General features: G+C 61.3%; 8 protein-coding genes. 5 read left to right on the top strand and 3 right to left on the bottom strand.

The features are described from left to right. Positions 1-50 precede the first annotated feature (50 nt). The 5 genes from ACFQZG_RS23905 to ACFQZG_RS23885 all read left to right on the top strand — a co-directional run bounded on the left by ACFQZG_RS23905 (position 51) and on the right by ACFQZG_RS23885 (position 9,180). Positions 51-1,880 (top strand): cache domain-containing sensor histidine kinase, encoded by a 1,830-nt coding sequence (locus ACFQZG_RS23905; protein WP_378157166.1) that lies wholly within the window; start codon positions 51-53, stop codon positions 1,878-1,880. After that, positions 1,877-3,040: a response regulator gene (locus ACFQZG_RS23900; RefSeq protein WP_378157164.1), complete on the top strand. Its 1,164-nt coding sequence runs from the start codon at positions 1,877-1,879 to the stop codon at positions 3,038-3,040. Before ACFQZG_RS23905 ends, ACFQZG_RS23900 begins: the two co-directional genes overlap by 4 nt. 175 nt (positions 3,041-3,215) lie before the next feature. Next, complete coding sequence (locus ACFQZG_RS23895; protein WP_378157162.1) at positions 3,216-6,320, top strand: ThuA domain-containing protein; 3,105 nt, start codon at positions 3,216-3,218, stop codon at positions 6,318-6,320. A gap of 95 nt (positions 6,321-6,415) precedes the next feature. Beyond that, on the top strand, positions 6,416-8,608 hold the full coding sequence (locus tag ACFQZG_RS23890) for an ABC transporter transmembrane domain-containing protein (RefSeq protein ID WP_378157160.1): 2,193 nt from the start codon (positions 6,416-6,418) through the stop codon (positions 8,606-8,608). After that, entirely contained in the window at positions 8,608-9,180 is a 573-nt protein-coding gene (locus tag ACFQZG_RS23885; RefSeq protein ID WP_378157158.1) for a DUF1854 domain-containing protein, read from the top strand. Before ACFQZG_RS23890 ends, ACFQZG_RS23885 begins: the two co-directional genes overlap by 1 nt. Positions 9,181-9,479: 299 nt before the next feature. Here ACFQZG_RS23885 and ACFQZG_RS23880 read toward each other — a convergent pair whose 3' ends face one another. From ACFQZG_RS23880 to ACFQZG_RS23870, 3 genes are all read right to left on the bottom strand, one after another. Continuing rightward, positions 9,480-10,604, bottom strand: coding sequence for an AbrB family transcriptional regulator (locus ACFQZG_RS23880; RefSeq protein ID WP_378157156.1), 1,125 nt, complete (start codon positions 10,602-10,604; stop codon positions 9,480-9,482). A gap of 42 nt (positions 10,605-10,646) precedes the next feature. Beyond that, complete coding sequence (gene fabV, locus ACFQZG_RS23875; RefSeq protein ID WP_378157155.1) at positions 10,647-11,837, bottom strand: enoyl-ACP reductase FabV; 1,191 nt, start codon at positions 11,835-11,837, stop codon at positions 10,647-10,649. 188 nt (positions 11,838-12,025) lie between these two features. Further along, positions 12,026-13,120: a winged helix DNA-binding domain-containing protein gene (locus tag ACFQZG_RS23870; RefSeq protein ID WP_378157153.1), complete on the bottom strand. Its 1,095-nt coding sequence runs from the start codon at positions 13,118-13,120 to the stop codon at positions 12,026-12,028. Positions 13,121-13,209 lie beyond the last annotated feature (89 nt).

The following is a 13,209-nucleotide window of genomic DNA, read 5'->3' as shown; positions in this document are numbered from 1 at the left end:
CGCCAGTCATTCCGTTCCCGGACTACGTTCTATCGAAGGAGTCGCTCGTCGTGCGATGGCTTACTTACAATACGATTCAATCCCGGCTGTTCCTGTTGTTCCTCGTGAGCATGACGGCGATCTTGCTGATCGTCAGCGGGCTGTTCTACACTCGGACGTCTTCCGATTTCAGTGACAAAGTATCCGACTTGTCGCAGAAGAACAGCTCGCAGACGGTCAACTTGTTCGATCTGCTGCTCAAGGGCTACGACAGCTTGTCGAGGTCCATCAGTGCGAATACGGATATCATTCGGCTGCTGTCGCAGAAGGACGTCAACCCGGCAGTCGAATTCATTAACGAGCGCTCGATCACGAACATGATCAGCGCTATTTACTATTCTCGGGAAGATTTAATGGGCATCCATATTATCACCCCGAAGGGCAAAGTGATCAGCTACGGCGATTACTCGAACATCATCGATCCCGAGTACCGAAGCAGGGAATGGTTCAAGAAACTGGAGGGCTCGCAGGGACGCATGGTATGGCTGGGCGTGTTCCCTTCCTCGATCATCGACACGTCGCAGGAACAGCCCGTGTTCGCCTTCGGGAGATTGATCTACGACTTGAACCAATACGAGCCGGCGGGCGTCGTGCTGTTCGAGGCCAGGCCGCGCACGATCCAGTCGGCGATGGAGAACCTGCAGCTCAGCGAGCACGGGGATGCCTTCATCGTCTCCGAGACGGGCGAAGTGCTCGCCTCCACCGAGGGAGCGGACCTTCCCGGAAGCGCGGAGTTGGACGTCTTCATCGAGAGGCAGTACGAGGGCGTGTATAGCGAGGGCGGACAGCTGATCGTGAACGCGAACGTTCCTTCCGCCGGCCTTACGGTCATCAGCCGTACGCCCAAAGCCGATCTGAACGTCGAGCTGGAGCGCATGCAACGTTATTTGATCGTCGTGATGGCCGCGCTCGTCTGCTTGTCGATCGTCATCGCCATCTGGGGTTCCCGCACGATCTCCTCGCCGATCAGGCGCGTCGTCCGGGAGATGAAGCAGGTCGAGACGGGGAACTTCAACCGGGTGCTGACGATTCAGTCGTACGAGGAGATCGGTCAGCTGGCGGATTCGTTCAACCACATGGTGGCGAGAATCGCGGAGCTTATCGAACAGGTCAAGATATCGTCCGTCAGCGAGAAGAACGCCGAGCTGCAGGCGCTCCAGTCGCAGGTGAATCCTCATTTTCTGTACAACACGCTCGACATGATCTACTGGCTGCTCGACGAGAAGGGCAACGACAACTTGGCCGAAGTCGTGCTCGCGTTATCCCATATGTTCCGGTACAGCAGCCATTGGGAGGAAGAAGCGACGCTGGGCGCCGAGTTGGAGCAGATCAGGCACTACTTGACGATCATCGAGCTGCGGCTGCACGGAAGGCTCAGCGTCGACATCGACGTCGACGAACAATGGCGCGGGGTACGGGTACCGAAAATGACGCTTCAGCCGATCATCGAGAACGCGGTGAAGCACGGACTCGAGCCGCTCGGCCGGGACGGCAAGCTGAGCGTGTTCGCGACGAGGGACGGAGACAGCCTGACGATTACGGTGTCGGACAACGGCGTGGGCATGTCGCCGGAGCGGCTGGAGCTGCTTCGGGGATCGCTCGAGCCTCAGGGAGGGGAGCCGAACGCGATGGTCGTCCCGGTCGGGGCCGCGGCCGCCGCCGTCGAACCGGTTGACGATGTCGCGCTAGCTTCCGGAGGCATCGGCATATCGAATTTGCAGCGAAGATTGAAGCATATGTTCGGGGAAAGCTACGGATTAAGCGTGGATAGCGCTCCGGGAGAAGGCACGTCGGTGCGGATCCGGGTCTGGCTCGTCCCGGAGAGAGGTGACATACGATGAAGATCTTGATCGCGGACGACGAGAGCGTCATCCGGGAAGGCGTAAGCAGGACGATTCTGGCGCAATATCCCTCGTTCGAAGTGCACGCTGCCGCGGACGCATCCGAGGCGGCGGACATTATGGAGCGGGAGCCGATCGATATCGTGCTGACCGACATTCTGATGCCGGGCCTGAACGGACTCGAATTCATGAAGGTGTCGCGGCGCAAGTACCCGAACGTGAAGTGGGTCGTTATCTCGGCGCATTCCGAGTTCGCTTACGCGCAGAAGGCGGTGCAGCTAGGGGCGCGGGATTACCTGCTCAAGCCGATCGGCAAGCAGCGGTTGGCCGAGTTGATCGACACGCTGCAGGCGGAGGTCGCTCGCGAGCGGGAGGCGACCCGCGAAGGGGCGCTCCTGCGCAACGGGCTGAAGTTCCTGCGGGAAGCGGTGTTCCAGCGGCTCGCGGCAGGGCTCGATCTGGGCAAGGTCGATCTTCAGCCGTTCTCCGAGCGGCATCCGTCCTATTACTTGGTCATGATCACGCTGGACGCGGGGACGAAGAACGTGCACTTGGAGCACTTCATCGTGGAGAACGTGCTGGCCGAATTGATCGACATGCGGGGCGACGGGTTCGTCATCTCGATAGACCGGCAGAGCCTGCTCGGACTCGTTACGCTCGAGGATCTCGACGCGATCGGCACGCTGCTGGCGGACTTGAAGTCGCACTTGAAGCATTACCTCAAGATTCCGTTCCAGGTGCTGAGCTCCGACCGGTTGACGGAAATTCGCGACGTGCCGGGCGTCGTGGCGCAGTTCCGACAAGCTTCCGCCCTGGGCAAGTTCGAGACGATCGAGAGCGGCGGAGACAAGGCGATCGAGATCGCGCTTCAATATATTCAAGCTCATTACGCCGACGAGCTGTCGCTCGAGAAGATCGCGTCGGTCGTCTTCCTGAATCCCGCCTACTTCAGCTTGCTGTTCAAGCAGAAGACCGGGCAGGGTTATAAGGATTACGTCACTTCGCTTCGGCTCGAGCAGGCGAAGGCGCTGCTCTCCGGGTCCGAGCTCCGGCTGGCGGACATCGCGGAACGGATCGGCTACAACGACGTTCGCCATTTCACCCAGATGTTCCGCAAGAAGTACGATATGACGCCGACGGAGTTCCGTAACGCGCGGTGAATAAAGGGTTCGAAGACCGGAAATGCCGAATAGGGCATTTCCGGTCTTTTTGGCGTTCAAGGCTTTGGCTAATCCTGCGGGAGTAAAGTTTAACATCGTCTCATGGCGCCGGCCCCGCGGAAGCGGTTAAATAAGAGTGTCACAGGGGGCTTACAGATTATGGAGGCGAGAATCGATGTTTAACATAACGGGCAAGACGAGGCGCAATCTAATTTACATTCTGATCGTATGCGTGCTCGCGGCGGGCGGACTGGTCTGGCAGCAGTTCGAGGCGAAGCGCGCTTCGGACGACAAGAGCCATCTCATCTATAAGGTGCTCGTCTTCTCCAAGACGGCGGGCTTCCGGCACGACTCGATTCCCGCTGGCATCGAGGCGATCAAGGCGATGTCCTCGGATAATCACTTTAGCGTGGACGCGACGGAGGACGCCTCCGCGTTCACCGAGACGAACCTCGCGCAATACGCGGCGGTCGTCTTCCTGAGCACGACGGGAGACGTGCTCGACGCGGCGCAGAAGGCCGCGTTCGAGAAGTACGTCCAAGCGGGCGGGGGCTACGTCGGCATTCACTCGGCCTCGGATACCGAATACAACTGGCCTTGGTACGGCGAGCTCGTCGGTACGTACTTCAAGGATCATCCGGAGCCGCAATCTGCGAACGTCGTCGTGGCGGACGCTTCCCATCCGTCGACGGCCGAGTTGCCCGGCGTATGGACGCGCACGGACGAATGGTATAACTTCAAGGACAATCCGCGGGGCAAGGTACACGTGCTCGCCACGTTGGACGAGAAGAGCTATAAGGGCGGCAACATGGGCTTCGACCATCCGACGGCGTGGTGCCAGAATTACGACGGCGGACGCGCTTGGTATACGGGAGGCGGACATTCGATCGAGAGCTTCGCCGAACCGGCGTTCATGCAACACGTGCTCGGGGGGATCCAATGGGCGGCGGGACAGGCCGAAGGCGACTGCTCCGCGACCGATTACGAAGGCTCCTTCGAGAAAATCCCGCTCCAGACGGGCTTGTCCCAGCCGATGGCGCTCAAGGTCGCTCCGGACGGCAAAGTGTATTTCATCGAACGGTCCGGCAACCTGAAAGTCTACGATCCGGCGCTAGCCGCGACGACGTTGGCGGCGAAGATTCCGGTCTACTTCGAGCACGAGGACGGTCTGCTCGGCCTCGCTCTCGATCCGAAGTTCGCGGACAATGCTTGGTTGTACTTATATTACTCGCCGAAGGATCAGCCGGTGAACCGGCTGTCCCGGTTCGCGATGGGAGACGAGGGACAACTGGACGCCGCCTCCGAGAAGGTAATCCTCGAGACGCCGATCGACCGGACGGAGTGCTGCCATGCGGGCGGCGACTTGGACTTTGACTCCGAAGGCAATCTGTTCGTCGCGCTCGGCGACAATACCGACCCGTTCGAATCCGACGGCTTCGGGCCGATGGACGAACGGAAGGACCGCGCCAAGTGGGACGCGCAAGGGAAGTCCGGCAACACGCAGGACCTGCGCGGCAAGATACTGCGCATCAAGCCGAAGGACGACGGTACGTACGACATTCCGGAAGGTAACCTATTCCCGGCGGACGGCTCGCAAGGGCGGCCTGAAATCTACGTCATGGGCAACCGGAATCCGTTCAAGATCGCGACGGATCCGTATACGAACTGGCTGTACTGGGGCGAGGTCGGACCGGATGCCGGGCAGGACAAGATCACGCGCGGGCCGATGGGCTACGACGAGATCAACCAGGCGAAGACGGCGGGCAACTACGGCTGGCCGTTCTGCATCGCGGACAATAAGCCTTATAACGACTACGACTTCTTGACGGGCGCGTTCCGCACGAAGATCGATTGCGCGAACATCGTCAACGACTCGCCGAACAATACGGGCATCGCGAACCTGCCGCCCGCGCAGCCGGCTCTCATTTATTATCCGTACAGCGCGAGCAAGGAGTTCCCGGAGCTGGAGATCGGACCGGGCGGACGCACGGCGTCGGCCGGCGCGATCTACAAGTTCGACGCGGAGCTGCAATCGCAGAATAAGTTCCCGAAGTACTTCGACAGAACGCTGTTCATTATGGAATGGTCCCGCAACTGGATCAAGGAAGTGAAACTCGACAAGGACGGCAACCTGCTGAAGATCAACCCGTTCCTGCCGAACATGGACTTCAAGCGTCCGATGGATATGACGTTCGGGCCGGACGGCACGATGTACTTGATCGAGTACGGCACGGGCTGGGGCGAGAACAACGACGCGATGCTCGTGCAGATCAAGTACACGGGCGGCGTGAACAAGTCCCCGGTCATCAAGCTCGAGGCCGACAAGACGGACGGCATGGGGCCGCTCGCGGTTCAATTCCGAACGGACGGCACCGAGGATCCGGAAGGCAATCCGTTCACGTTCAAGTGGGATTTCGAGAGCGACGGCACGGTCGATTCGACCGAACCGAGCCCTTCCCACACATACGCGGACAACGGGCAGTTCGTGGCGAAGCTGACGGTGGAAGACGATCAAGGCGGCGTGGCGAACGCGAACCTGACGATCGTCGTCGGCAACAATGCGCCGAAGGTGAAGATCGATACGCCGCTTAACGGAGGCTTCTTCGCTTGGGAAGATACGATTTCGTATACGATCTCGGCGACGGATACGGAGGATAGCGCGATCAATTGCGACAAAGTCGGCTTGCTGCCAAGCTTGGGCCATGACGAGCACGTGCACGCCGATACGAATCATACCGGCTGCTCGGGCGGGTTCAAGACGGTCAAGTCGGACACGAATATCGAGAATACGTTCTACGTCATCGAAGCGTCGTATACGGATAACGGAGTAGGCGCGGTTCCCGCGTTGACGGGCAGGGCGACGGTGAAGCTGCATTCGAAGGATAAGCAGGCCGAGCATGCCGACGAAATGCACGGCGTCGAAGAGGAAGATACGTCAGACACCGGAGGCGGCAAGAGCGTCGCGTTCATCGAGAACGGAGATTGGATCATGTGGAAGCAGATGAATCTGCATGGCATCGATTCGCTCCGGTACAGAGTGTCTTCCGCGGGAGCGGGCGGCACGATCGAGATGCGCGCCGACGCGGTCGACGGACCCCTGTTGACGAGCGTGCAAGTCAAGAGCACGGGCGATTGGCAGAAGTGGGAGACGATCGAATCGACGCTTCAGTCGAAGCCGGAAGGACAGCACGATATCTACTTCGTGTTCAAAGGCGGGGACGGCTTCCTGTTCAACGTGAACCGGTTCGAATTCGTCGGTCCGGGCATTCGGAGCAAGTAACGAAGCAGGAATAAGCGGGAATGGCCGGATTTCTCTATATGGGAATTCCGGCTTTGCTCTTCATTGAAGGACGATCGCTTGGGGCGGAGGAGAATATGTCGATAGCTAACGAGTTACCGGATAACATTCGGAAACAATTAACCGGAGATGCTTTGTTCGGCACCAAAACGGACTTGCGGGAAGACGGCCGTTTCGCGACGTTGTGGCTTACGATCACGGAGGAAGAAGTATCGATGTGGGAACCGGACGGGGAGCGCTGCGCGAGCTTCGCGATCGCGGACATGACGGAAGCGCGCGCGGTCGGCGGCGTCGGGGGCGGCGCGTTGATCGCCGATACGAAGCAAGGACCTCTCGTGCTGGCGAGGTACACCGCGGCGCTTACGTCCGCGTTCGGCTTCGCCGCCAAGCTGCTGACCGCGATGGCGAAGGCGGAAGAGAGGCCGACGGTATCGGAGAAGGAGCTGCCGCGGTATTGTCCGAGCTGCGGCATGCCTCTGTCCGAGGGGACGCAGACGTGCCCGGCTTGCAAGAATAGCGGCAAAGTCGTCGGGCGCATGCTGCGATACGCCAAGCCTTATCGGCCGCAGATGATCGCGGCGGCGGTACTGCTGCTTCTCACGACGCTGGTCGAGCTGATCCCGCCGTATTTGACGAAGATCATGATCGACGACGTTCTCCAGCCTGACGGCGTCGGAACGTCGCTCCTGCTCGTCGTGCTCGGGCTCGGCGCTACGGCTCTCATGCAGGCGACGATGCAGACGGCGCGCGGAATGATCGGCGTATGGGTCGGCTCCAAGCTGATGGGCGACTTGCGCAAGGACGTCTACAACGCGCTCATGCGGCTGTCGCTCTCGTTCTTCGACCGCAGGCAAACGTCGCAGTTTATCGGCCGGGTGAACAACGATTCGGAGGCGATGCGGCAGTTCATGACGGACGGCGTCATCTGGGTCGCCGGAGAATCGCTGAAGATGATCGCGATCTTCGCGATCATGTTCGGACTCAGTTGGAAGCTTACGTTGTTCGCCTTGTTGCCGATGCCGGTCATGATCTTATTCTCTTTGGTGATATGGCCGAAAATCGGACGCAGATGGTACCAGCAGTGGCGCGCGATTTTCCGTCTGAACGTGCTCGTCGGCGATTCGCTTCAGGGCATACGCGTCGTGAAGGCGTTCGGTCAGGAGCCGGTCGAGATGTCCCGGTACGAGGATGCGAACCGCAACGTCGTGCGCAATAACATCCGCATCGAAGGGTTCTGGCAGGGCGTCTTCCCGTTCTTCTCTCTTATCGCCGCCGTCGGCACGCTGTTCATCTGGTATAACGGCGGTTCGGCGGTCATGAACGGGGAGTTGCAGCTGGGCGTCCTCTTGGCGCTCATCGTGTATCTCGGCATGCTGTTCGGACCGTTGCAATGGGTCAGCCAGATGATTAACTGGGCAAGCCACGCACTGTCCGCGGCCGACCGGGTATTCGAGATCATGGATACGCCGTCGGAAGTGCCGGACGCCCGGGAGCCGGCGCGCATCGGCGCGTTGAAAGGCGAAGTGTCCTTCAAGAGGGTGACGTACGGCTACGAGAAGCACCATCCGGTGCTGAAGAACGTCGACCTTCACGTGAAGCCGGGAGAAATGATCGGACTCGTCGGCCATTCCGGAGCGGGCAAGTCGACGTTCATTAACCTGATCTGCAGGTTCTACGACGTTGACGAAGGCGCGATCTTCATCGACGGCAACGACCTGCGCGACATCGGCCAGTCCGACCTGCGCAAGCAGATCGGCGTCGTGCTGCAGGAGACGTTCCTGTTCGACGGGACGATCGCCGAGAATATCGCGTATTCGAAGCCGGACGCAACGCCATTCGAGATCATGCGCGCCGCCAAGATCGCGAACGCGCACGACTTCATCGTGAAGCTGCCGGACGGCTACGATACGCGCGTCGGCGAACGCGGGCACCGGTTGTCGGGAGGAGAGAAGCAGCGGGTGTCGATCGCGCGCGCCATCATTCACGATCCGCGCATTCTCATCCTCGACGAGGCGACCGCGTCGGTAGATACGGAGACGGAGCGTCAGATCCAGGGGGCGATCTCGCGGCTCATCAAGGGGCGGACGACGTTCGCGATCGCTCACCGGCTGTCCACGCTTCGCAATGCCGACCGGCTCGTCGTGCTCGACCATGGGAAGATCGTCGAGGTCGGCACGCACGAGGAGCTGCTGGACATCGAAGGCGGCTTCTATCGCAAGCTGGTCGACGCGCAACGGGAGCTGTCGAAGATTAAGGGGGTTGAAGGTTAATGCCGGAAACCGAAGAGAAGGCCGAATGGAAGACGGAAGCGGAGGCCGAGGAGGCAATAGCGGCCGTACAAGAGGAGAAGGATCCTTACGAGATCGCGTTGATTGATCCGGACCTGGCGAGCTTCAGCCGGGGGAGCGGAGGCGTGCTGCAGGGAGTCGTCCACGGCAAGTCTTACGCGGAACTGATGATCTTCCGAGCTTTCCCGTTCACGTACGCGAGGGAGTATATCTCGATTCGGGACGTGAAGGGCGAGGAGATCGGCATCTTGCGCGATATCGGGGAACTGGACGCCGAGAGCGCCGAAGAGCTCGATACCGAGCTGCGATTCCGCTATTTCCTGCCGCTGGTGACGCGCGTCGATCGCGTGAAGCGGCGGGCGGATATGTGGCTATGGGACTTGCAGACGAGTCTCGGGCCGACGCGGATCATGATGCGCAACCTGCACGAGCATATGCTGTTCCCGGGCGGCGGTCGCATCATCTTGACCGACATGAACGGCAGGCGATGTGAGATCCCCGACGCGAACGCGCTGGACGGTCACAGCCGCAAGCAGTTGAAGGAAGTTACCTAAAGAAGAAGGCGGCCCGAGGTAGGAACCTCGGGCCGCCATTTTTTGTATGTTGGGGCTATCGCCGGCGCGCCGCCGGAATAAGGGCCTTGGAGGCCCTTAAATCGGAGTAACCTCGCTCGTGCGTCGGAATAAGGGCCTAGGAGGCTTCTAAATCGGAGTAACCTCGCTCGTGCACCGGAATAAGGGCCTATGAGGCCTTAAATCGGAGTAACCTCGCAAGTGCGCCGGAATAAGGGCCTTGGAGGCCTCTAAATCGAAGTAACCTCGCCAGTAAGCCGGAATAAGGGCCTCGCACACCGCTAATTTGCTACCCCTCCGCCAACGTCGCCGCCGCTGGCCCTTTTCCCCATGTACCTGAACAACACTCGCAACAGCGGCGGGACCGCCAAGAAGATGAAGAACGTGCGGAAGAGTTGATAGCAGGTGACGATCGACAAGTCGGCGCCGATCTCGTGCGCGATGATGCCCATCTGGTCCATGCCGCCCGGCGCGAGGCCGAGGAGCGACGTCGGGAGCGACATCGCGTGCAAGCGGGTCAACAAGTAGCTGAGGCCGCATGCACCCGCGATTAGCGCGATTCCGCTGACGACGGCGGCGAGAATGAGTCGCGCCTTGTTCGGCAGATTCTCCGGCTTCAGCAGCAGGCCGACGTAACAGCCGATCATAAGCTGGGCGGCGCCGAGAATCGGCGACGGCAGCGCGGGAGCGGTCAACCCCGTCAGATGGAGCCCCGCGGCGGCGATCAGAGGGGCGAGCAAGTACGCCGTCGGGAACTTGATCTTGGCGGCGATCAGCGCAAGTCCCGTGCAGAGCGCGGCGTAGGGCAGGATGTTAGGCCATAGCTCGTTCCATGGAGCCTCGGCCGCCAATACGGTTGCTTCCGCCGCATGTCCGGTATCGGATCCAACGCCAAGCCACGGGCTGAAGATGAGAAGCGGAACGGCGACGACGATCATCATGAGCCGGGACGTCTGCAGGAACGTGACGACGGTCATGTCGATTCCCTTCGTCTCTTCCGCGAGCGCCACCATCTGCGTTAATCCGCCGGGGACGTTGCCGGTCAGCGCCGTCGGATACGGCACGCGCGCGAACTTCGATACGCCGTACGCGATCAGCGCGCAGAGCGCGAGCAGCAACGTCGTCATGAGCACCATCGCGGGCAGCTGCCGCGCGATCTCGGTCAGCGTATCCCGCGTGAACGCGATGCCGATGGCGTAGCCGACGACGATCAGCCCCGCGTTGCGGACCGTGCCGGGCCAATACAGCTTGACGGAGCGCGCCGTCCGGGCGAACGCGCATACGCCGATCATCGGCCCGAGCAGCCAAGGGATCGGCATATGGATCGCATAGAACAGCAGGCCGGACAGTACGGCGACGAGTAGCGTCAACCCCGCTGAGGAAGCTCGGCCGGTGAAGCGCGTCAACGCGCAGGACCCCGGTCCCGGCGTCGCGGGCTGCCCGCGCGCCTAGAAGACATTCGTTGCCTCGACTTGGGGATCGACCTCGGCTTCATAGTCGACGCCGTCCGTCTCGAAGCCGAATAGCTGGAAGAACTCGCGGCGGTAGCCCACCAGGTCGCTGATCCGCTCGATGTTGTCCGTCGAGATGTCGTTCCAGATGCGCGCCACTTCCTCTTGCACGTCGCCCCGCATTTCCCAATCGTCGATCCGAATGCGGCCTTCTTCGTCGAGGGGTACTTCGCCCCCCGCGTACAGCCGATCGGCGAACAGCCGATGCATCTGCTCGATCGTGCCTTCATGAATGCCCTTCTCCTTCATGACCTTGTACAAGGCGGAGATGTAGAGCGGCACGACCGGAATCGCGGAGCTCGATTGGGTAACGAGCGCTTTGGCTACCGTTACGTACGCGCGGCCGCCGGTCGCCGACAGCTGCCCGTGCATCTCCCGGGCGGTCGCTTCCAAATGATCCTTCGCTTGGCCGATCGAGCCCTCGCGATAGATCGCCTGCGTGATTCCCGATCCGATGTAGGAGAAGGACACCGTCGTCGCGTCTTCCGCGAGCACGCCGCCTTCGCGCAGCGCGTCGATCCACAGCTGCCAGTCGTCGCCGCCCATGACGTCGACCGTCTCGCGGATTTCTTGCTCCGTCGCCGGTTCGAGCGTGATCGGGCTCACTTCGCCCGTATGGAAGTTGACCGTCTTGTTCGTGTAAGGCTCGCCGATCGGCTTCAACACCGAGTTCGACGTTTCTCCCGTCCGCGGGTTCGTGCGGCGAGCGGTCGCTACGCTATAGATGACGAGGTCGACTTGTCCGAGCTTCTCGCGGATCAGGTCGACCGTTTTCTGCTTCGTTTCGTCGGTGAAGGCGTCGCCCGTGACGCTGAAAGACGGCAGACCGGCAGACTGCGCCGCCGCTTCGAATGCCGCCGAATTGTACCAGCCGGCCGATGCCGTCCGTCCCGCGGAGCGCTCGCCTTGGCGGTAGACGCCGACGGTAGCCGCTCCCGCGCCGAAAGCGGCCACGATGCGCGCCGCCAGTCCGAAGCCGGCGGACGCGCCGATGACGAGCGCCTTGCGCGGACCTTGAATGCCGGGCTTGCCTTGCACGTAATCGATTTGTTGCCGGACTTGCGCCGCGCACCCCGTCGGATGAGCCGTCGTGCAAATAAAGCCTCTAGTTCTCGGTTTGATAATCATCGCTTGTGAATTCCTTTCAATACCATGAATTGCCGCTGCGATTCGTGGTTGCTTAAGCTGCTCCGTGAGCGCACTGTTTCCTATTTTAACGAATTTCGGGGCGAACGGAAACTGCAGGCTTCAAGCGCGGGCAAGCGCAGGCGTTGAACGCAAGAAACCGGACTCCCAACGCTGGGCTCCGGCTATTTTCATTCGATCCTTATGTCGCGAGAATCCGCTTCCGGAGCGACGAAACTTAACAACCGCTCGCCCTCCTCCGCGAAAGCTTCCCGATCGGCGGCCGATAGCGTCTCGAACGGTTGGATGACCAGCGCCGCGCCTCCCTTGTTCTGCTCGACCCGCCACAGTCCCTTGACGAAGCCGTCGACGAGGAGCGCCGCACGGATGATGCCGTTGTCCGAGCAGACGAGCTTGCGATGGGGCGCGGAGACGATACGGCTATAGTCGGAGAAGGACAGGATGACGTTGTCGAACTCCGACAGGAAGCGGGCCGGCGCTGGCGTCTCCGGGTCGGGACGCGGGCTGCCCGGCAAGTCGAACAGCTCGTTGCCGTTCTCGTCCGCGAACGCGGCGAGCTCGTCCCGCATGCCGGCGAAGACGGCCCGAAGCCCCGTTAACCCGGACCAAGCCTGCATATCCTTCGGGGACGCGGGGCCGAACGCCGCCAAGTATCGCCGGACGAGCTCCTGCATCTCGCCCTCGGCCAGCGGCCGGCCCAGCCAGGCTTCCGCGGTCGTATGCGCCGACGGTCCGCTCTCGCCCCACAGGCCTCGCGGCGGCACCTGGACGAGCGCCGCCAGGTTGCGCACCGCGTTCGCCAGCGCCGCGGGGTCGCGGTCGGGCCATCGGCCCTGCAGCGCGGCCCCGAGCTCGCCGAGCGTCTGCGGCGAGAGTTCCACCAGCTCGCGTCCGGCGGCAACGATCTCTTCGAGCGGCAAGCCGTCGAGGCGTTTGCCGTATGCGCCCTTAAGCGCGCGCCCCATGACCGGCTGCAGCAAGGGGCGGAACGCCAGCGCGTCCTCGGCGGTCACGAGATGGATCGTGGACCGCATCATCGACAAGCGCACGGCCGAACGGTCAGCGATCAACCGCGACAGCTCCTCGTGGCGGAACCCGGAGAGACGCGTCCATAGACCGACGTACGGCGGGTTCGGCGCTTGCGATTGCATGCCGGCGAGCCGCCCGATCGCGGTCAGGGCGGGCAGTTCCGCCCGCTCGAGCAACAGCTGGCGGGCGAGCAGCGCCCGATTTAAAGCTCGGGAAGAAAGAACGGGAACAGGCATACAGATGAAACTCCTTTTGGCCGATATACGTATATGTAGAAAAACCTTCTTGCAGGGCTGCAAGAAGGTTTTGACAGTTGAAATGGTCA

It is taken from the genome of Cohnella sp. GCM10027633, from assembly GCF_042675445.1.
Classification (GTDB): domain Bacteria; phylum Bacillota; class Bacilli; order Paenibacillales; family Paenibacillaceae; genus Cohnella.
Note: the sequence above shows the minus strand (reverse complement) of the source record. Positions and strands in the feature narration are given on the sequence as shown.

Bases quoted from the DNA above. Each gene is read 5' to 3' on its own strand.
- ACFQZG_RS23900 (WP_378157164.1), top strand. From the start codon at position 1,877: ATGAAGATCTTGATCGCGGACGACGAGAGCGTCATCCGGGAAGGCGTA.
- ACFQZG_RS23895 (WP_378157162.1), top strand. From the start codon at position 3,216: ATGTTTAACATAACGGGCAAGACGAGGCGCAATCTAATTTACATTCTG.
- ACFQZG_RS23890 (WP_378157160.1), top strand. From the start codon at position 6,416: ATGTCGATAGCTAACGAGTTACCGGATAACATTCGGAAACAATTAACC.
- ACFQZG_RS23885 (WP_378157158.1), top strand. From the start codon at position 8,608: ATGCCGGAAACCGAAGAGAAGGCCGAATGGAAGACGGAAGCGGAGGCC.
- fabV (WP_378157155.1), bottom strand. From the start codon at position 11,837: ATGATTATCAAACCGAGAACTAGAGGCTTTATTTGCACGACGGCTCAT.
- ACFQZG_RS23870 (WP_378157153.1), bottom strand. From the start codon at position 13,120: ATGCCTGTTCCCGTTCTTTCTTCCCGAGCTTTAAATCGGGCGCTGCTC.